The following is an 18,706-nucleotide window of genomic DNA, read 5'->3' as shown; positions in this document are numbered from 1 at the left end:
TACACCGCACTTGCTGCCCGGTCGGGCTCCAAGAAGCTCGCTATCATCGCCGTCGCAAGGAAGCTCCTGGTCGTCCTTAACGCTATCATTCGCGACAAAACCGCATTCGCATGAACACAGTTGCCATGCCGTTACCTTCGCCAAGGCTCGCAACGGAGCAAAATTCTGCACCGAGGCGGCGCTTCCAAGTCACGGAATGGATTCTATGGTCTGCGCGCGTCGCTTCGCTCCTTGCTCCGCCATAGAATGACGAGGTTGGGACGGCTTCAACCAATCCCCGGCGTTTGCACTGATTTCACGGAAATGAACGGAAAATCGTGCCCTAAGACAAACGGCAACCTTTCAAAATCCCTGTGTCGGGGAACCAGGTTGATCATCAGAGCGGATCAAATTCTCTGTCCAGCAGCCCCATAATGATGTCGTCCTGCCAAGCTCCGCCGACGAATGCGGCTTCGCGCTCGCGTCCCTCCTCCACAAATCCGCACTTGCGATAGCAGGCGATCGCGCGGGAATTGCGCGATAAGACCCGTAGCGAAACGCGATGCAGGCCACGACCGAAGGCATACCCGAGGACGAGTCTGATCGCTTCGGTACCATACCCCTTGCCGAGATATGCTTGGTCGTCGATGCCGATGGCCAAGGCCGCCCTCTTGTCCTGCCAATCTATGTTGTGGAGGCGGACATGGCCGATAAAGCAACCGGCATCAATCACCCAGGCACAGTTCTGTTGCTGGATGAAGCGAATGGCGGCCTCGGCTTCCCCTCGGGTAAAGGTGGTGTTTGGGTCGAATATCCCACCGTAGGCTTCAACGATCTCGCGATGCCGACCGAGCACCAGCCGCGTTTCCACATCTTTGGGAATTGGTCTGCGAAGGATGAGGCGAGCGCCCCGAAGGTCGGGAAGATCGGCTGTCATTTGCGGAAGCTAAGATGTTCGTCCCTATTTGTCGAATGGCCGACTCCGCTCATCGCGGCATTTGGGATAACCGTTTGATTGAGTTTCAACGCCAAAGGCATCGGGGCATGAGCCTCAAACGCGAGACTCACTCCTTCGCCGCTCCGGCGGCCTTGATATCGATCAACCCATAGCCGAAATCACTGTCCCGCCCCTTCGGCCCCAGATCCTTGGCCGTGGCCGCCAGCGCCTTCTCGATGTCGTCGGCAGAGCGGTCGGGCGCGGCGTGGATCAGATTGGCGATGGCACCGGACACGATCGCGGCGGCGAAGGAGGTGCCGGTGACGACGTCCGAGCCGGCGCCGCTCGGCGCCACCATCTCGACGCCCGGCGCCGAGATGAAGACATAGGCGCCGCGGTTGGCCTGCGGCATCAGCCCGTCCTTGGCGTCGGTGGCGGTCACCGCGATCACGCCGTCGAAGGCGGCCGGATAGCCGTAGGGCGCTTTCGGGCCGTTGTTGCCAGCGGCGGCCACCAGCACCATGCCCATCGCCCGCGCATTGCGGCAGGCGGTGCCGAGCAGGTCATTCTTCGGGCCGACGAAGCTCATATTGATGATGCGCACATTCTGCTCGGCCGCCCAGTCGAGCGCCGACAGGATGACGTCCATGGTCGACTTGCCGCCCTCGAATGCACGCGCGTGATAGATCTTGGCGCCCGGCGCCATGCCTTCCAGCGGCCCCACGCCGGCGATCAGCCCGTCGACCGAGGTGCCGTGGTCGCGCTTCTCGATCGCCACATTGGGCATCGCGTCATACTGGCCGGCAATCACGCCGGCGAGCGCCGGGTTGCTGTCGTCGATACCCGTATCGATGACGGCGACGCGTACATTCTCTCCGCTCGCCTGGCTTGCATCGAGCGCGATGCGGTCGAAGGCATAGTTCACGATGCCGGCCGCCTGCTGCAGCGTGTAGATGTGGTTGGGCTCGCGCCGTTGCGTGCGGCCGTCGGCGGCAAGCTGCGCCAGCACCACGCCGACAGGTCGCCCGTCGGTGATGCCGAAGCGCACCAAAGTGGTGCCAAGCAGCCGCGACTGGCGCTGCGAGCGCACCTGCAGGCCAAAGGAATTGGCGATCTGCTGCACCACGCCGGCATCGCCCTCGACCGTCACCAGCACCTCGTCGGGCACGAATTCACCGGCGATCGCGCGCGGAGGCTCCGCCAGATTGAGGCCCTGAGGCACCGTGACGGGTCCGCTCGGCGCCGGCGCGGGCGGCGGCGTGCTGCTGGAACCGTTCGATGACGACGTTCCGTCCGCCGGCGTTTGCGGGGCGGTGCCCGCCGGGGGATTCGGGAACAGGTCGACGATGAGCGCCGGCAGGACCACCGCGCCGCCCATGGCCGTGCCCGGCGTCGCGACGCCATTCCTGGCACCGCCCTCCTTGTCGCAGCCGCCACCGGCCGCCGTCGTGCGGTCCAGGCAATCGAGCTGTTTTTGCGTCAGGTTCGGATCGTTGGTCTGCGCGGAGGCAGGCGCGGCGACAAATGCCGCCGCCGCAAGGAGCGCCGCATGCAGAATGACCGCCTTAGCCGCCATCGGCCGGTTTCCTTCCCTGCACCACAGCCTCCGCGAAAGGCTGGGCGGCAATAAGGCCGACGAGCTTGTCGTAATCGGCCGCCGTGCTGGCCGGGATCGTCAGGTGGAACACGCCGTCCGCAGTCGGGCCGCCGGCGATCTTCAACCCGTTCTGGCCGAGGAAGGCGGCGATATCGGCCATCTTCGCATCCGGCTTGAACTTGACCAGCGCGAAAGGCAGCTTCGCCAGATCGTCCTGAGCGCCGGCCACCTCGAAGTCCTTGCCCTTGCCGCCCGGCAGTTCGAAGGACTGCACGATGACCAGCGCAAGCAGCGCCGCGGCAGCCGCCCAGGCGACACCGGCAGGCATTGCCGTCACCCGGCCGAAGACTCTTGCCAGCCAGGATTGGCCGGGCGTTCGCACCGGACCGGCCTCGGCGTCCAGCGCCTTGGAGAAGCGGGAGAACGCGTCGGCGGGCGGCCGGATCGCCTCGTTGGCGGCTGCGGTGCCGGAGAACTCGGCCTCCGCTTCGCCAAGCGCATTCATCGCCGCCGGATCGGTGGCCAGCCACTCCTCGACGGCCTCCAGCTCGGCGCCTTCCAGCGAGCCGTTCAGGTAGAACGGCAGCAGCGTTTCCATCTCGTCGCGACGCGACATCTTTTCAGCGGCGCTCATGGCCAACCCCTGTCGTAACCGGCGGCCTTGAGGGCTTCGCCGAGTTTCTTGCGGGCGTAGAACATCCTGGTCTTGACGGTCGCGACCGGGATGTCGAGCACCTCGCCGATCTCGGTCACCGACTGGCCATGATAATAGGCAAGGTCGATCACCGTGCGGTGTTCTTCCGGCAGGGCATCGACGAAGCGGCGCAAGGCGGCGGCCTTGTCTTCCTTCATGGTCACGACTTCCGGCGTGTCGGCGCCGTCGGGAACTTGCGCCGCGTCGTCGTCGTCGATCCAGTCTTCCTTCTTCTTGCGCAGCATGGATAGCGCCTTGAAGCGGGCGATGCCGAGCAGCCACGTGGAAACTTCAGAGCGGCCCTCGAAACTGGGCGCCTGTTTCCACAGCTCCAGAAAAACCTCATTCGTGATATCGTCGGCCATCATTTCCGATCCCGTCTGGCGCGCCACGAAGCGGTAGATCCGCGCGTGGTGACGCATGAACAGGAGCCGGACGGCGGCCCGGTCGCCCTTCGCGACCCGGTCCACAAGCGCGCGATCGGTTTCCGTCGCCGCATTCATGGCCGGTCGAGCCGCCTGGCTCCTCGAAGCTCTGTCGCTGATCGGTCCAAAAAGGTTCACCCTCCGCCAAGGATTTCTTGGAGGCTAACTGAAGAAAGTGAGCGTTGCCAGAGGGCAGGTTTTCTCCTTCTCCCCTTGTGGGAGAAGGTGGCCGCGAAGCGGCCGGATGAGGGGTGCTCCAGGGAACACCGACGCCTCACTCCGCTGGAACACCCCTCATCCGTCTCGGCGCTTGCGCGCCGATCCACCTTCTCCCACAAGGGGAGAAGGGAGAGGTGGCGCTTACCCCAAAAACGCCTTCGCTTTCATCGTCTCCGGTATCGTCACGCCAAGCCGGCTCAGCACTGTCGGCGCGAGCTGCAGCTGGTCGAGCAGCGCGTCGGCCTCGGGCCCCTTCGCAGGCCCGAAATAATAGAGCGCGAAATCCTGCATCTCGTCGTCATGGCCGCCATGGTGGCCGCGATCGGTCTGGCCATGGTCGGCCGTCACGATCACTTCATAGCCGGCTTGGCGCCATTGCGGCAGGAAGGCAGCGAGCATGCCGTCCATCGCGTAGCAGGCATGGTCCATCTCGTGGCAGTCATGGCCGAAGCGGTGACCCATCGAATCCAGCGTGCAGGTGTGCAGGATGCCGTAGTCGATGCCATGGCGTTTGGTCAGCATCGTCAGCGTCGCGAACAGGTCGACATCGCTTGGCGTCATCTGATTCTCGAGATTGTAGCCGGTCATGGTATGGAAGCGGCCATGCGTGATCGGCCCGCTTGGCTCGTCGAACTCCATGTCCTCGACAAGATCGAACGGATACGAACGGAAGAATTCCGACCAGTAGGAGTGGGTCACCGCGCCCGTCCTGCCGCCGGCCTTGCTCACTTCCGAAAAAATGTCCGGCTGCGTGACGCGAAAACGGTTCTCGTTGGAAAGGATGCCGTGCACTTGCGGCGTGACACCGGTGTGGATCGAGGCGTAACAGCAGGCGGAGGTCGACGGCAGGACCGAGCGCATCTTCCACACCTGCGCCTCGCCCGATTGCGCCCAGCCTTCGAGATTGCCCATCAGCCGGCGCCAGTTCCGGTAGGGCACGCCGTCGAGGATGATGAGCAGCAGTTTGGATTTGAGCGGCACGGAACGTCCCTGTGCGTGTTCTTCGAAACGAAAACGCCGCGTGTGGCACGGCCAAGCGGCGCTGCTTTTGGATAGCCTGATATCAGGCGTTCAGCCAGCACTGGCAGAGAGCGTAGCCGTCCATCATCTCGCCATGGGATTCTTCACCCAGCCACTGACCTTTCTTGGTGTTGGCGGCGCCGCAATTCCGTGCAAAAGCCGCTTAACAGCTCTGCCGGAATTGCGTCAGTTGCCGGCGCTTTCCATGCGCCGTCCCTTGATGGCCTTCTCCAGCCAGCCGATTTCCATTTCGGGAACGGAGGACAACAGAAGGTCGGTGTAGGCGTCGAAGGGCGGCGTCAGCACCTTGCTTTTGGATCCGTAGCGCACCACCTCGCCGCGATACATCACAGCGATCGAATCGGCGATCGACTTAACCGTCGCCAGATCGTGGGTGATGAAAAGGTAGGCCACCTTCTCGATCTGCTGCAAGTTGAGCAGCAGCTTGAGGATGCCGTGGGCGACCAACGGATCGAGCGCCGAGGTCACCTCGTCGCAGATGATCAGCTTCGGCTTGGCGGCGAGCGAGCGGGCGATGCAGACGCGCTGCTTCTGGCCGCCGGAAAGCTCGGCCGGATAGCGGTCGACGAAGCCCTTGCCCATCTCGATCTCGTCGAGCAGCTCGGCGACGCGCTTGTCGCGCTCGCGGCCCTTCATGCCGAAATAGAACTCCAGCGGCCGGCCGATGATGGTGCCTACCGTCTGGCGCGGATTCATCGCCACGTCGGCCATCTGGTAGATCATCTGCAGCTGGCGAAGGTCCTCCTTCGGCCGGTCGGCGAGCCTGTTGGCAAGCGTGCGGCCGTCGAAGACAACGCTACCTTTCTCGGGCGGCAAGAGACCGGTGATGGCGCGCGCCAGCGTCGATTTGCCGGAACCGCTCTCGCCGACCACGGCCAGCGTCTGGCCTGGAAAGATGTCGACCGAAACGTTCTTCAGCACCTTGACGTGGCCGCCGCCATAGGCGGCCGTCACGTTCTTCACCGATAGCATCGGCGTCGTGCCCGGCTGCTGTTCCTGGTGTTCGATCTGATGCACCGAGACCAGGGCGTTGGTGTATTCCTGGCGCGGCTCCTTGATGATCTGGTGGGTGCCGCCCCATTCGACCAGCCGGCCGTGACGCAGCACCATGATCTCGTCGGACACCTGTGCCACGACGGCTAGATCGTGGGTGATGTAAAGGGCCGCGACATGGGTGTCGCGGATGGCATCCTTGATCGCTGACAGCACGTCGATCTGCGTCGTCACGTCGAGGGCCGTCGTAGGCTCGTCGAAGACGATCAGGTCCGGCTCCGAGCACAACGCCATCGCCGTCATCACGCGCTGCAGCTGGCCGCCCGATACCTGGTGCGGGAAGCGTTGGCCGATCGTTTCGGGATTGGGCAGGCTGAGCTTCCTGAACAGGGCGACGGCGCGTTTCTCGGCCTCGGCGCGGGTCGCGGTGCCGTGCAGGAGCGTAGCCTCCACCACCTGGTCCATCAGCCGGTGCGCCGGATTGAAGGCCGCCGCAGCCGACTGGGCGACATAACAGACTTCGCGGCCGCGCAGCTTGCGCAGGCCTTCCTTGCCGCCTTTCAGTATGTCGCGGCCGTTGAGGATGACCTCGCCGCCGGTGATGCGCACGCCGCCGCGGCCATAGCCCATCGACGACAGGCCGATGGTCGACTTGCCGGCGCCGGACTCCCCGATCAGCCCAAGCACCTTGCCCTTCTCCAGCGTCAGCGAAACGTCGTGGACAAGCGTGATGGTCCTAGGTGCTTCGCCCGGCGGATAGACCGTCGCTTCGATGCGCAGGTTGCGGATGTCGAGGAGAGGACCGGACTTTGCTTTGCCGTCAACCATCAGCCGCGTCCTCCCTTCAGGCTCGTCGTGCGATTGAGCACCCAGTCGGCGACGAGATTGACCGAGATCGCAAGTGCCGCGATCGCCGCCGCCGGGATGAGCGCCGCCGGAATGCCGAACACGATGCCGTCCTTGTTCTCCTTGACCATGCCGCCCCAGTCGGCATCCGGCGGCTGCACGCCGAGGCCGAGGAAGGACAGTGTCGACAGGAACAGCACGGCATAGATGAAGCGCAGCCCGAGTTCCGAGACCAGCGGCGACAGCGCATTGGGAAGGATCTCGCGGAAGATGATCCAGCCGCTGCCTTCGCCGCGCAGCTTCGCCGCCTCGACATAATCCATGACGTTGATGTCGACGGCGACCGCGCGCGACAGTCGGTAGACGCGAGTCGAATCGAGGATGCCCATGACCAGGATCAGCGTCACCAGGTTCGACGGCAGCACCGAAAGCACGACGAGGCCCATGATCAGCGTCGGGATCGACATGAGGAGGTCGACGAGCCGCGACAGGATCGTGTCGTACCAGCCGCCGAATACCGCCGCCGAAAAGCCGAGAATGGCCCCAAGCGAGAAGGACAGTGCCGTCGCCAGCACCGCGATGAACAGCGTGATGCGGGCGCCGTAGATCATGCGCGACAACAGATCGCGGCCGAGATTGTCGGTGCCCAGCCAGTGCGCGGCCGACATCGGCTCCCACACGTCGCCGATGATCTCGGCGTTGCCGTGCGGCGCGATCAAGGGCGCGAAGATTGCCGCCAGCACGAACAGCGCGGTCAGCACCAGGCCGACCAGCGATGGCAGAGGGATGCGTCTGATATCGAGCATATCGGCCGCCCCCCTACTTCGGATGCCTGAGTCGCGGATTGGCGACGATCGCCGCAATGTCTGCGATGATGTTGAGGGTGATATAGACGGCGGCGAAGATCAAGCCGACCGCCTGCACGACCGGCACGTCGCGCTTCGTGACGTGGTCGACCAGATATTGCCCCATGCCTGGATAGACAAAGATCACCTCGACCACGACGACGCCGACCACCAGATAGGCAAGGTTGAGCATGACGACGTTGATGATCGGCGCGATCGCGTTCGGGAAGGCATGCTTGCGGATAACGGCAGCGGCCGACAGCCCCTTGAGTTCCGCCGTCTCGACATAGGCCGACTGCATGACGTTGAGGATCGCCGCGCGCGTCATGCGCATCATATGGGCGAGCACCACCAGAGTCAGCGCTGCCGCAGGCAGCGCGATGGCCTGCAGGCGCTCACCCAAAGACATTCCGTCATAGACGGTCGAGATGGCCGGGAACCACTGGTGCTGGACCGCGAAGTAGAAGACGAGCAGATAGCCGATGAAGAACTCCGGGAAGGAGGTCGAGGCAAGCGCCACGCCGGAGATCAGCTTGTCGACCCAGCCATTGCGGTAGCGCACCGCGATCAACCCAAGCGTGATCGCCAGCGGGATAGCCACGATGGCCGCCCAGAAGGCCAGGAACAGCGTATTCCACAGCCGTTCCTTGATCGAAGTCGCGATGTCCTGGCCGCTCGACATGGCGGTGCCGAGATCGCCGGTCAGCACGCCGCCCAGCCAGTGGAAGTAACGGATATAGGCAGGCTGGTTGAGCCCGAGCTGCTCGCGCAGATTGGCCAGCGACTCCGGGGTCGCCGATTGTCCTAGGATGGCTTGCGCGACGTCGCCGGGCAGGATCTGCGTACCGGCGAAGATCAGGACCGAAACGGCCAGCAGAAGGAGGATGCCCAGCGCAATGCGCTGGGCCACCAGTTTCACGATGGGTGAGGACATCTCCGCAAGGCCGTGCTCAGGCTTCGAGCCAGCACTTCGCCAGCGCGTAGCCGTTGCAAAGCTCCTGATGCGGATCCTCCACCCAGCCAGCCACCTTGGGGCCTGTTGCGTCGATGAACTGATTGAACATCGGCAGAATCAGGCCGCCTTCGTCGCGCACCATGACGGCCATGTCGTGGTAGATCGCCTTGCGCTTGGCCTCGTCGAGTTCGGCGCGCGCGGCCAGCACCATCTTGTCAAAGTCCGGGCGCTTGAAACGCGTGTCGTTCCAATCGGCGGTCGACAGATAGGCGGTCGAGTACATCTGGTCCTGGGTCGAGCGACCGCCCCAATAGGAGGCGCAGAAGGGCTGCTTGTTCCAGACTTCGTTCCAATAGCCGTCGCCGGGCTCGCGCTTGAGCTCGATCTTGATGCCGGCCTTGGCGGCGCTCTGCTGGAAAAGCTGGGATGCATCGACAGCGCCCGGGAAGGCGACGTCCGAGGTCCTAAGCAGCACAGGGCCGTCATGGCCGGACTTCTTGTAGTGGAATTTGGCCTTGTCCGGATCGTACTTGCGCTGCTCGATCTCGGTGAATAGCGGGTAGGAGGCGTTAATCGGGAAATCGTTGCCGAGCGAGCCGTAGCCGCGCAGCACTTTTTTCAACATCTCCTCGCGGTCGATCGCCAGCTTCAACGCCATCCTGAGATCGTTGTTGTCGAACGGCGCCGTGTTGCAATGCATGATGAACACGTAGTGGCCCGGACCGGAGTGGTTGCGGATGGTGACGCCAGGCACGCGCTTGATCAGATCGACGATCTTCGGCTCGACTCGGTTGATCATGTTGACCTGGCCGCCCTGCAAGGCCGCCGTGCGCGCTGTCGCATCGTTGATGACGATGATTTCGATCTGGTCGGCGTGGCCCATCTTGTCGCCCTGCCAGTAATTGGCGAAGCGTTCGCCGCCATGGCGCACGCCGGGCTCATTGACCTTGACCTTGTACGGCCCGGCGCCGATGCCTGCATCGGCCTTGTCCTTGCCGCCGTTCGGCTGCACGATCAGGTGATAGTCGCTGAGGAGGTAGGGGAGGTCGGCGTTGGGCTCCTTCAGCGTCAGCACCACTTCCTTGCCGTTGACCTTGATGGTGTCGATGCCCTTCATGTAGCCCAGCGCGCCGGACTTGGACTTCTCGTCCGAATGACGCTCGAGTGTGGCCGCGACGTCTTCTGCGGTAACCGTCTTGCCGTTGTGGAATTCGATGCCGTCGCGGATTTTCAGCGTCCAGACCTTGGCGTCGTCCGAAGAGCCGATCTCCTCGGCGATGCGGTTCTCCAGCTTGCCGTCGGGCGATAGCTCCACGATCAATTCGCCCCACATTTTGCCGAAGGCGAAGGGCACCTGGGTCATGAACAGGGCCGGATCGAGGCTGTTGGTGGATTCACCGCCGACCAGGCCGGCCTTCAGCGTGCCGCCCTTGACCGGGCCGGCAGCGCGCACGGCGCTGGAGAGCAGCGAGTTGGCGAAGGTAGCGGTGACGCCGAGCGCCGCGGCGCGACCGAGAAAATCGCGACGGCTAAGTTTTCCGGCCGCGACTCGCCGGCTGAGATAGTCGAGTTCGTTGGACATTATGGTTCCTCACTCTGGGTATCCGACCTTATGGTCGTTTCTTGCTATTAGAGGAGATAATGACCGTAAGGGAAAGCGGCAGGCAAGACCGAATGCGACATACGGTGGCGTAAATCGCACGTCGCATTTGGACCAATCTTGTTCCGGCTCAAACCATGGAGCGGGGAATCGTCTGCTCGAAGTCGCGTTCGAAGACCAGCTTTTCGCCCTCATAGGCTTCGATTCTGGCGCTGACGATGAAGTTTGCGGCGTCCGATCGCATCTCGGCAAAAGTCTCGGTCCGCACCGACCATTCATTGCGCGACAAGGTCTGCGTCCAATGCGTGGCTCCTGTGGCCGACAGCGGGTCGTCGGGATGGATCGTCCATATCTCGCGCACGACGCTGCCATTGGCCAGCCCATGGTCGATGTCGCGCACCTCGCCGAAATCGTCGGTTATGGAAAGCCTAACCAGCCCGGTCTTCTCGTCGCGATCGACATGGCGTTCGGAATTCGCCTGCCTGATCGTCTCGGTCGCCCACGGCGTCGCGCCTTCCGGCTCAGGGAACGAAACCTCATCCCCTCTTGCCAGCGGACGCAGCGGCAGCCTCAGCGTCGCCGTCGAGAGATCAAGCCGTACCGGTTCCGGCGAGGGCCAGATCATCGGCCAGTAAGCGGTCGAAACGGCGATGCGCAATTTGTGGCCGGCCGGCACACGATATGCGCATTGGTCGAGCACGACGCGCGCCGAAACCGTCTCTCCGGGAACCAACGGTTCGGGAAATTCATGCGAGTTGCGGTGGGTCAGATTGAGCACGCCATAGGAGATCAGCTCCGAGGCGCCGTCCGGATGCACGTCGCAGAGCCGCACCGCGATATTGGCCTGGGGCCGATCGGAAGCGACCCGGACCTCGAGCTCCGGCGCCCCGACAATGTCGATCGCTTCGCCGAGCTCGGGTTGGTCGAAACAAACCGACAGCGCGTCATCGGGGCGTTGGTCGCCCGGCAGTTCCGGCCCGAAGGTGAAGGGAAAATATTCGCCGCCGGCAAGTCCGCAGGTCTGTGGCGACGCGGCGATCGCGGGCTTGGCGCCGTCGGGGATGAGCTCGATCGTCTCAAGCTTGATGTTGGCCGACGGCCAGGTCTGCTCGGCCACCCAGCGGCCCGGCCGCTCGGGATGCCAGCGCGCCGGGCGCACGCTGTCCATCACATAGGCGCGATAGGCCGGATCGGCCTCGACGCCGGTTTCAGCGCCCTTCAGCCAGCGGTCCCACCAGCGGAGCGCTTCCTGCAGGAAGCCGATCGCCGGCTTGGGCCCGGCGTAATGCGGGTATTTGTGGATCCAGGGACCGACGATGCCTTTGACCGGCGACTGGATGTTGGTGACGAGATTGGAGATCGTGTTGCGGTAGCCGTCATGCCAGCCACCGATCGACAGCACGGCCGCTTTCACCGCCGAAAAATCCTCGCAGATCGAGCCGCGTTTCCAATAGGCGTCGCGATGCTGGTGGCCGAGCCAGAGCGGCAGAAGGAAAGGCTGGTTTTCCAGCCGGCTAAGCCACAAATCCCGCCAGCGGTTGCCGCCGGCAATCGCCGGATCCGGAGGCCGCGACGAATAGGACAGCATCGTCGAGGCCCAGCCGAAATTTTCCAAGAGCAGGCAGCCGCCTTTGTAGTGGATGTCGTCGGCATAGCGGTCGACCGTCGAGCACAGGCTGATCACCGCCTTCAGCGCCGGCGGCTGCTTCGCCGCCACCTGCAGGCAGTTGAAGCCGCCCCAGGAAATGCCCATCATGCCGACATTGCCGTTGCACCAGGGCTGCGCGGCCGCCCAGGCGATGACGTCGCAGGCGTCCTGCAATTCCTGCTCGGAATATTCGTCGTCCATCAGCCCTTCGGAATCACCATTGCCGCGCATGTCGACGCGGATCGAGGCGTAGCCGTGGCCGGCGAAATAGGGATGGGTGAGCTGATCGCGAAAGATGGTGCCGTCGCGCTTGCGGTAGGGCAGGTGCTCGAGGATCGCCGGCACCGGATCGTCAGTCGCGTCCTCCGGCATCCAGACGCGCGCCGACAGCCGGCAGCCATCCGGCATGACGATGCCCATATCGGGAAATTCGACGACTTTGCGGGGGAATTCGGTGACGGTTTTCATGGGGCGCATAACGCTACGCAGCGTGGCGAGTTTCAATCGCCAATCGCGACTGGAGCATCAAAAAATGCGACCTGGGTCGTTAGCGCAATTCATCCACCAATTCGGGGTGCTTTTCCAGCAACGTCATCAGCTGAATGGTCGGGCCGCTCGGCTCGATGAGGCCTCTTTCATATTTGTCGAAGGCATTCTCGCCGACCTTGAACAGAGACCCGGCTTCACGCTGCGATAGCCTTAGTTTGGTGCGCATACGCCGGATTGTGGCCGGGGCAGGAACACCATCCGTCTTCTCCTTGAGAAGGCGGAGCGCCGCATCGACAGCAATCATGTCATCCCCGATATGCACGCTCTCACCATCCGAAGCTGGATAATAGCCGGGCAGGTCGACCGTCATGCTCTCGCCCTTGTAGGTCACGGCGAATGGACGAACCCCGCGCGTCAGCGTCTCTCCTGTTTCCGGGGAGGTCATCGTTTCAGGCCTCTCTTTTTTTGCCATGGCTATTTCTCCTTGAATGCCACAACCGTGAATTCAGTCACGACATCCGCCTGAAATTTCACATAGAGGATCAGGTCGCGCGCTGGGACATGGTAAACATCTTGCCAGACCCGATGATCCGCGAACGTTGTCATCGATTTTACGAACATCTTTGGTGTCATGGTGCCAATCACCTCGACGACACTCGTGCGATCGAAGCCGAGACCAATGGCATCGCGCAGCGCTGATATCGTGATTGCCAGCGTATCGGCAGACCCAAACGTCGTCTTGATCGCATCAAGATCGTAAGTCGGTCTGCGCTTCTCCATACTTCAATATGCCACCATAAAGGTGGTAAATCAAGATTCGAAAATTGCTCAGTTCAGCGGAATGTCGTTGTCGGCCTTGCTTGCCTGATAGGCCTCCGACAGCTCGTCATAGCGCGCCGAAATCCTGCCGATCCGAGCCTCCAGCCGCTTGCGCTCAGCGTCGGGCAAAGCCCTGACCAGCCTGCGTATGGAAAAGCTCTTCCAATAGGCGTTCTCGGCGTTGTAGCCGCCGGGGTCAAGGGTGAAGACCTCCTTCAGAATCCTGAGATCGTGCGGGATGGCAAAACTGTCGCGCGAATCCTCATGGCTGAAGAGATAGTAGAAATTGTCGAAACCGGTCCAGGTGATCGCCGACAGGCAGAGCGAGCAGGGCTCGTGCGTGGCGACGAACAGCGCATCCTTGGTGTCGACGCGCTCGGCCTTGGGCATCTCGTAGAAGCGCTTCAGGCAGTGCACCTCGCCATGCCAGAGCGGATTTTCCATCTCGTTGTTGGTCTCGGCCAGCACCAGCGAGCGGTCGTCTTTCCGCAGGATCGCGGCGCCGAACAGCTTGTTGCCATGGGCAACGCCTTGCGCCGTCTTCGGCACGATGTCGTGCTCGATCACATCGAGCAGGCGGTCGATCAGCGAAATGTCGGTCATGGGAATCGCGAGCTTTCAGGGAAGGTGGATCTCGTAAGGATGCGAGAAATGGAACTCTTCGAGATTGGAGCCGTCGCCGCCGCGGTCGACGATGAGGAAATCCTGTTCCTCGCCGATCGGCGTCAGCACGCCGTGCCAGAGGTTGCGGCGGTAGTTGATGCCTTGTCCGGAGCCGGCGAGAAAGGCATGCGGTTCACTCGGGCCGTCCTTGGTGTCATGGCAGACGACCACCAGGAACGGCCGCGGCGACAGCGGGATGAAGGCCTGGCTGCCGAGCGGATGGCGCTCGACCATGGTGAGCTTCAGCGGCATCTCATAGGGCGTGCCGCGCACCATCGAGATCAGCACGCGCGCATTCGGGCCTGCGGCTTCCGCCGTGGCGAGGTCGTGATAGCGCATCGCCTTGCCGCCATTGATCGGGTAGCGGTTGTCGCCGCCCATGTCGATGACGTCACCGAAGGGCGCGAAGCTCTCGCGGGTCAGCGGTCGAGCGACGATGCGGCTCACCGCGCCTTGCCCCCAAGATAGCCGCCAAGCCTGGCGTGACGGTTGACGTCCTTGTAGAGCAGGTAGCGGAAATTGCCGGGACCGCCGGCATAGCAGGCCTGCGGGCAGAAGGCGCGCAGCCACATGAAATCGCCGGCCTCGACCTCGACCCAGTCCTGGTTGAGGCGGTAGACCGCCTTGCCTTCCAGCACGTAGAGCCCGTGCTCCATGACATGGGTTTCGGCGAAGGGGATGATCGCGCCCGGCTTCAGCGTCACGATGGTGACGTGCATGTCGTGGCGCATGTCGGCCGGGTCGACGAAGCGGGTCGTTGCCCAGCGCCCTTCCGTGCCCGGCATCGGGCTCGGCGCCACGTCCTGGTCGCTGGAGAAGAAGGCTTCCGGCGCGTCGAGGCCGTCGACCGCCTCATAGGCCTTGCGAATCCAGTGGAAGCGAACGGCGCTGCCGCTCTCGTTGCGCACCGTCCAGCCGCTCGACGGCGGCAGGAAGGCAAAGCCGCCGGGGGCAAGCACATGTTTTTTGCCGGCAAGCGAAACGGTGAGCTCGCCCTCGACGATGAACAGCACACCCTCGGCGCCAGCGTCGAGTTCGGGCCGGTCGCTGCCGCCCCCCGGCAGGACTTCGACGATGTATTGCGAGAACGTCTCGGCGAAGCCCGAGAGCGGCCTTGCGATGATCCAGGCCCGCGTCTCGTCCCAGAACGGCAGTGGGCTGGTGACGATGTCCTGCATCACGCCCCTGGGGATGACCGCATAGGCCTCGGTGAAGACGGCGCGGCCGGTCAGAAGCTCGTTCTGGCCGGGATGGCCGCCATGCGGGGCGTAATAGGTTCGCTCGGCAGTCTTGATCATATCCATCGGTCCTGGCCCTCAGAGCAATTCCAAGAAAAGTATGAGGCGGTTAGGTCGGCGGCTTCGCCGTGGCCTTCCATACGGAATTGCGTGAAAAACAAACATTAGAGTGGGAGCATGTCTTTCAGGCGAAGCAGCGCGATGCGTTCGACCTGTTTGCAGGCGGTTTCGAACTCGGTGCCGCGGCTGTTGCCGATCCGCGCCTCGAACTCCGCCAGGATTTCGTCCTTGGTCTTGCCCTTGACCGCGATGATGAAGGGGAAGCCGAAGGTGGTGACATAGGCGGCGTTGAGTTTCGAAAACAGCTCGCGCTCCTTGTCGGTCAACGCGTCCAGCCCGGCGGAGGCCTGTTCCTTGGCCGATTCCGGCGTCAGCCGCTTGGCCGCCGCCAGCTTGCCGGCGAGGTCCGGGTGAGCGTTGAGGACGGAAAGCCGTTCGGCTTCCGTTGCCGCGCGGAAGACGCGGCAGAGCGCATTGTGCAGGCCGCCCGCGCTGTCATGCGCGGGCCCGAGTTCCAGTTCGTAGGCGCGCTCGGCGATCCAGGGCGAATGCTCGAACACGCCGCCGAAGGCATGCACGAATTCCTCGAACCGCATCCGCGACGGCCGCAGCGCCGGTGCCTCGTAGGGGTGCGTATCGCGCCAGTGTTTGGCGATGTCGATGCGCCGTGTCAGCCACACCTTGTTATGCGATTTCACATAGTCGACGAAGCGCTTCAGCGCCGCGACCCGTCCGGGACGGCCGACCAGCCGGCAATGCAGGCCGATATTCATCATGCGCGGCCTGCCCGCCTTGCCCTCGGCATAGAGCGTATCGAAACTGTCCTTCAGATAGGCGAAGAACTGGTCGCCGGAGTTGAAGCCCTGCGGCGTCGCGAAGCGCATGTCGTTGGCGTCGAGCGTGTAGGGGACGATGAGCTGCGGCTTCTCCAGCCCGTCGCGGTCGAACCAGTAGGGCAGCTCGTCGTCATAAGTATCGGAGACGTAGTCGAAGCCGCCTTCCTCGGCCACGAGCCGCACCGTGTTCACCGAAGTGCGGCCGGTGTACCAGCCGGTCGGCCGCGCGCCGGTCACCTCGTAGTGCAGCTTGATCGTCTCTTCGAGATCGCGCCGCTCGTCCTCGGCCGAGTGGTCGCGATAGTCGATCCATTTCAGCCCGTGCGAGGCGATTTCCCAGCCGGCCTCCTGCATCGCCGCGACCTGATCGGGCGAGCGCGCCAGCGCCGTGGCGACGCCATAGCAGGTCACCGGCACTTGCGCTTCGGTGAACAGCCGGTGGAGCCGCCAGAAGCCGGCCCGCGCGCCGTATTCATAGATCGATTCCATGTTCCAATGGCGTTGGCCAACCCAGGGCGCCGCGCCGACGATTTCGGACAGGAAGGCTTCCGAAGCCTTGTCGCCATGCAGCACGCAGTTCTCGCCGCCCTCTTCATAGTTGACGACGAACTGCACCGCGACATGCGCGCCGCCGGGCCATTTCGGATCCGGCGGATTTGCCCCGTAACCGCGCATGTCCCGATCGTAACGCATTGCCGCTCCTGCCCGATGGTCGAGATGAAGATATCGAAAGGAGTGCGCATGCATTCCCCCGAAAATTTTTGAAAGTGCTTTTTGCCACGCTCCGCTCGACCGGGGCTTATGCATAGCCTTTAATTGGCGCACAATTGACCTGAAACTGAACCGGGATGGGAGGCGGCCAGTGGCAGAGACGTCGAAAGCCGATGGCGGGCGCCTGACGACCCATGTGCTCGACACCGCGGCCGGCAGGCCTGCAAAGGGTCTGTCGATCGGGCTTTTCCGCATCGAGGGCGGGAACCGCACGCATCTCAAGACCGTCGCCACCAACGATGACGGGCGCTGCGACGCGCCGCTGCTTGCCGGCGCCGATTTCCGCACCGGCGAATATGAGCTGGTCTTCGCCGCCGGCGACTATCTGCGCGGCCAGGGGATCGACTTGCCGCAACCTGCTTTCCTCGACATCGTGCCGATCCGCTTCGGCATGGCGGAAGCACGGCACTACCACGTCCCGCTCTTGATTTCGCCTTACGGCTACTCGACCTATCGGGGGAGCTGAGACATGGCTGAGACCCGCAACGAAATACGCTTCATCCTGAACGGCAGCGACGTGGCACTGAAAGACGTCGCGCCCGATGCGACCTTGCTCGACTGGCTGCGGCTCAACCGCTCGCTGCGCGGCACCAAGGAAGGCTGCGCCGAGGGCGATTGCGGCGCCTGCACGGTGCTGGTCGGCAAGCTCTCCACCGAAGGTCTCGTCTATGAAAGCGTCAATGCCTGCATCCGCTTCGTGGGCTCGCTCGACGGCACCCATGTCGTCACCGTGGAGCATCTGCGCGGCGACGGTGAAAAACTGCATCCGGTGCAGCAGGCGATGGTCGATTTCCACGGCTCGCAATGCGGCTTCTGCACGCCGGGCTTCATCATGTCGCTCTACGGGCTGTGGATGAAGACGCCCGACCCGTCCAACGCGGCGATCGAAAAGGCGCTGCAGGGCAATCTGTGCCGCTGCACCGGCTATGAGGCGATCATGCGCGCAGCGCACGCCATTTCGAGCTACGGCAAGGCGGCTAAGGATCCGCTGGCCGTGGAGCGCGACGACATCACCGCGCGGCTGAAGGTACTGCGCGATGGCGCCAGGGTCGAGATCGGGTCGGGCAAGGCGCGGCTGATCGTGCCGGCCAGCGTCGACGATTTCGCCGTCTTGCTCGAGAAGGAACCGGGCGCCACCATCGTCGCCGGCTCGACCGATGTCGGCCTGTGGGTCACCAAGCATATGCGCGACATCTCGCCGGCGATCTTTATCGGCGGCCTCGACGGCTTGCGTACGGCCTCGGAAAAAGACGGCGTCATCACCATCAGCGCCGGCGTGACCTACACCGAAGCCTTCGAGACGCTGTCGAAGCGTATCCCGGCATTGGGACCGCTGGTCGACCGCATCGGCGGCGAACAGGTGCGCAACATGGGCACCATCGGCGGCAACATCGCCAACGGCTCGCCGATCGGCGATATGCCGCCGCCATTGATCGCGCTCGGCGCGCAGCTCACGCTGCGCAAGGGCGAGGCCCGCCGCACCATACCGCTCGAAACCTTCTTCATCGCCTATGGCAAGCAGGACCGTCAGCCTGGCGAATTCGTCGAATCCGTGCATGTGCCGGTGCCGGCAAAGGACACGAAGTTTGCCGTCTATAAGGTCACCAAGCGTCGCGACGAGGATATCACCGCGACGCTCGGGGCATTCTACCTGACCTTGGCCAAGGATGGCGCGGTAGCCGACATCCGCATCGCCTATGGCGGCATGGCGGCGACGCCGAAGCGCGCCGCGGCAGTCGAAAAGGCGCTTATTGGCAAAACCTGGGGTGAAGCGACGGTAGAGGCCGCGATGGCGCAATACGCCAGCGACTTCACGCCGCTGACCGACATGCGCGCGACCGCCGAATACCGGGCGCTGGCGGCAAAGAACCTTCTGCTGCGCTTCTATATCGAGACGACCGGAACGAAGGCGCCGTTCCAGGTCTCGCGCAACGAGGCCGCCTGATGCGAATCAACGCGGGCAAGCGGTCGCTGGTAGCACCCTTCTCCCCGTTCACGGGGAGAAGATGCCGGCAGGCAGATGAGGGGCAGCGCCGTCGCCGATCGTTTTT

General features: G+C 63.4%; 18 protein-coding genes. 2 read left to right on the top strand and 16 right to left on the bottom strand.

The window, feature by feature from the left end; translation table 11 throughout:
- Positions 1-376 precede the first annotated feature (376 nt).
- From LB526_RS18655 to puuE, 16 genes are all read right to left on the bottom strand, one after another.
- Entirely contained in the window at positions 377-916 is a 540-nt protein-coding gene (locus LB526_RS18655) for a GNAT family N-acetyltransferase (RefSeq protein ID WP_224629068.1), read from the bottom strand.
- A gap of 127 nt (positions 917-1,043) precedes the next feature.
- The gene (locus tag LB526_RS18650) at positions 1,044-2,492 is read right to left on the bottom strand and encodes a S8 family serine peptidase (protein ID WP_224629066.1); all 1,449 of its coding nucleotides are present in this window, start codon (positions 2,490-2,492) and stop codon (positions 1,044-1,046) included.
- Positions 2,482-3,147: an anti-sigma factor gene (locus LB526_RS18645; RefSeq protein WP_224532819.1), complete on the bottom strand. Its 666-nt coding sequence runs from the start codon at positions 3,145-3,147 to the stop codon at positions 2,482-2,484. The genes LB526_RS18650 and LB526_RS18645 overlap by 11 nt, the downstream gene beginning before the upstream one ends.
- The gene (locus tag LB526_RS18640; RefSeq protein ID WP_095770209.1) at positions 3,144-3,710 is read right to left on the bottom strand and encodes a sigma-70 family RNA polymerase sigma factor; all 567 of its coding nucleotides are present in this window, start codon (positions 3,708-3,710) and stop codon (positions 3,144-3,146) included. Before LB526_RS18640 ends, LB526_RS18645 begins: the two co-directional genes overlap by 4 nt.
- Positions 3,711-3,992: 282 nt before the next feature.
- Positions 3,993-4,832: an alkaline phosphatase family protein gene (locus LB526_RS18635; RefSeq protein ID WP_224532592.1), complete on the bottom strand. Its 840-nt coding sequence runs from the start codon at positions 4,830-4,832 to the stop codon at positions 3,993-3,995.
- A gap of 225 nt (positions 4,833-5,057) precedes the next feature.
- Positions 5,058-6,713, bottom strand: a complete 1,656-nt coding sequence (locus tag LB526_RS18630) for an ABC transporter ATP-binding protein (RefSeq protein WP_224532593.1) — start codon at positions 6,711-6,713, stop codon at positions 5,058-5,060.
- A complete protein-coding gene (locus LB526_RS18625; protein WP_224532594.1) occupies positions 6,713-7,537 on the bottom strand; it encodes an ABC transporter permease in 825 nt (274 codons plus the stop codon). The genes LB526_RS18630 and LB526_RS18625 overlap by 1 nt, the downstream gene beginning before the upstream one ends.
- Before the next feature lie 13 nt (positions 7,538-7,550).
- A complete protein-coding gene (locus LB526_RS18620) occupies positions 7,551-8,510 on the bottom strand; it encodes an ABC transporter permease (protein ID WP_224532595.1) in 960 nt (319 codons plus the stop codon).
- Positions 8,511-8,526: 16 nt separating this feature from the next.
- Positions 8,527-10,113 carry an ABC transporter substrate-binding protein gene (locus LB526_RS18615; RefSeq protein WP_095769414.1) on the bottom strand — a complete coding sequence of 529 codons (1,587 nt, stop codon included), beginning with the start codon at positions 10,111-10,113 and terminating at the stop codon, positions 8,527-8,529.
- Between the two features lie 148 nt (positions 10,114-10,261).
- Entirely contained in the window at positions 10,262-12,247 is a 1,986-nt protein-coding gene (locus LB526_RS18610; protein WP_224629064.1) for a CocE/NonD family hydrolase, read from the bottom strand.
- Positions 12,248-12,326: 79 nt separating this feature from the next.
- Positions 12,327-12,740, bottom strand: a complete 414-nt coding sequence (locus LB526_RS18605) for a type II toxin-antitoxin system MqsA family antitoxin (protein ID WP_224532597.1) — start codon at positions 12,738-12,740, stop codon at positions 12,327-12,329.
- 2 nt (positions 12,741-12,742) lie between these two features.
- Positions 12,743-13,048: a type II toxin-antitoxin system MqsR family toxin gene (locus LB526_RS18600; RefSeq protein ID WP_224532598.1), complete on the bottom strand. Its 306-nt coding sequence runs from the start codon at positions 13,046-13,048 to the stop codon at positions 12,743-12,745.
- A 48-nt stretch (positions 13,049-13,096) separates the two neighbouring features.
- On the bottom strand, positions 13,097-13,690 hold the full coding sequence (locus LB526_RS18595) for a nucleoside deaminase (protein WP_224610201.1): 594 nt from the start codon (positions 13,688-13,690) through the stop codon (positions 13,097-13,099).
- A gap of 15 nt (positions 13,691-13,705) precedes the next feature.
- Positions 13,706-14,197, bottom strand: a complete 492-nt coding sequence (locus LB526_RS18590) for an ureidoglycolate lyase (protein WP_224629062.1) — start codon at positions 14,195-14,197, stop codon at positions 13,706-13,708.
- Entirely contained in the window at positions 14,194-15,054 is an 861-nt protein-coding gene (locus LB526_RS18585; RefSeq protein ID WP_224629060.1) for a bifunctional allantoicase/(S)-ureidoglycine aminohydrolase, read from the bottom strand. The genes LB526_RS18590 and LB526_RS18585 overlap by 4 nt, the downstream gene beginning before the upstream one ends.
- 98 nt (positions 15,055-15,152) lie before the next feature.
- Complete coding sequence (gene puuE, locus LB526_RS18580) at positions 15,153-16,577, bottom strand: allantoinase PuuE (RefSeq protein WP_224629058.1); 1,425 nt, start codon at positions 16,575-16,577, stop codon at positions 15,153-15,155.
- Positions 16,578-16,746: 169 nt separating this feature from the next.
- Between puuE and uraH the strand changes: the two genes are divergently transcribed.
- A complete protein-coding gene (uraH, locus tag LB526_RS18575; RefSeq protein ID WP_224629056.1) occupies positions 16,747-17,121 on the top strand; it encodes a hydroxyisourate hydrolase in 375 nt (124 codons plus the stop codon).
- A 3-nt stretch (positions 17,122-17,124) separates the two neighbouring features.
- Positions 17,125-18,600 carry a xanthine dehydrogenase small subunit gene (gene xdhA / locus LB526_RS18570; protein WP_224629054.1) on the top strand — a complete coding sequence of 492 codons (1,476 nt, stop codon included), beginning with the start codon at positions 17,125-17,127 and terminating at the stop codon, positions 18,598-18,600.
- Positions 18,601-18,706: the final 106 nt, after the last annotated feature.

This window comes from Mesorhizobium sp. CA6, assembly GCF_020165035.1.
Taxonomy (GTDB): Bacteria; Pseudomonadota; Alphaproteobacteria; order Rhizobiales; family Rhizobiaceae; genus Mesorhizobium.
The sequence above is the reverse complement of the archived record's forward strand: the minus strand, read 5'-3'. Positions and strand labels throughout refer to the sequence as shown.

What these genes read in the sequence shown, in the direction of transcription:
- LB526_RS18655 (WP_224629068.1), bottom strand. Translation starts at nt 916, where the DNA reads ATGACAGCCGATCTTCCCGACCTTCGGGGCGCTCGCCTCATCCTTCGC.
- LB526_RS18640 (WP_095770209.1), bottom strand. Translation starts at nt 3,710, where the DNA reads ATGAATGCGGCGACGGAAACCGATCGCGCGCTTGTGGACCGGGTCGCG.
- LB526_RS18600 (WP_224532598.1), bottom strand. Translation starts at nt 13,048, where the DNA reads ATGGAGAAGCGCAGACCGACTTACGATCTTGATGCGATCAAGACGACG.
- LB526_RS18650 (WP_224629066.1), bottom strand. Translation starts at nt 2,492, where the DNA reads ATGGCGGCTAAGGCGGTCATTCTGCATGCGGCGCTCCTTGCGGCGGCG.
- LB526_RS18620 (WP_224532595.1), bottom strand. Translation starts at nt 8,510, where the DNA reads ATGTCCTCACCCATCGTGAAACTGGTGGCCCAGCGCATTGCGCTGGGC.
- LB526_RS18625 (WP_224532594.1), bottom strand. Translation starts at nt 7,537, where the DNA reads ATGCTCGATATCAGACGCATCCCTCTGCCATCGCTGGTCGGCCTGGTG.
- LB526_RS18605 (WP_224532597.1), bottom strand. Translation starts at nt 12,740, where the DNA reads ATGGCAAAAAAAGAGAGGCCTGAAACGATGACCTCCCCGGAAACAGGA.
- LB526_RS18645 (WP_224532819.1), bottom strand. Translation starts at nt 3,147, where the DNA reads ATGAGCGCCGCTGAAAAGATGTCGCGTCGCGACGAGATGGAAACGCTG.
- LB526_RS18630 (WP_224532593.1), bottom strand. Translation starts at nt 6,713, where the DNA reads ATGGTTGACGGCAAAGCAAAGTCCGGTCCTCTCCTCGACATCCGCAAC.
- LB526_RS18610 (WP_224629064.1), bottom strand. Translation starts at nt 12,247, where the DNA reads ATGAAAACCGTCACCGAATTCCCCCGCAAAGTCGTCGAATTTCCCGAT.
- LB526_RS18595 (WP_224610201.1), bottom strand. Translation starts at nt 13,690, where the DNA reads ATGACCGACATTTCGCTGATCGACCGCCTGCTCGATGTGATCGAGCAC.
- LB526_RS18585 (WP_224629060.1), bottom strand. Translation starts at nt 15,054, where the DNA reads ATGGATATGATCAAGACTGCCGAGCGAACCTATTACGCCCCGCATGGC.
- xdhA (WP_224629054.1), top strand. Translation starts at nt 17,125, where the DNA reads ATGGCTGAGACCCGCAACGAAATACGCTTCATCCTGAACGGCAGCGAC.
- puuE (WP_224629058.1), bottom strand. Translation starts at nt 16,577, where the DNA reads ATGCGTTACGATCGGGACATGCGCGGTTACGGGGCAAATCCGCCGGAT.
- LB526_RS18615 (WP_095769414.1), bottom strand. Translation starts at nt 10,113, where the DNA reads ATGTCCAACGAACTCGACTATCTCAGCCGGCGAGTCGCGGCCGGAAAA.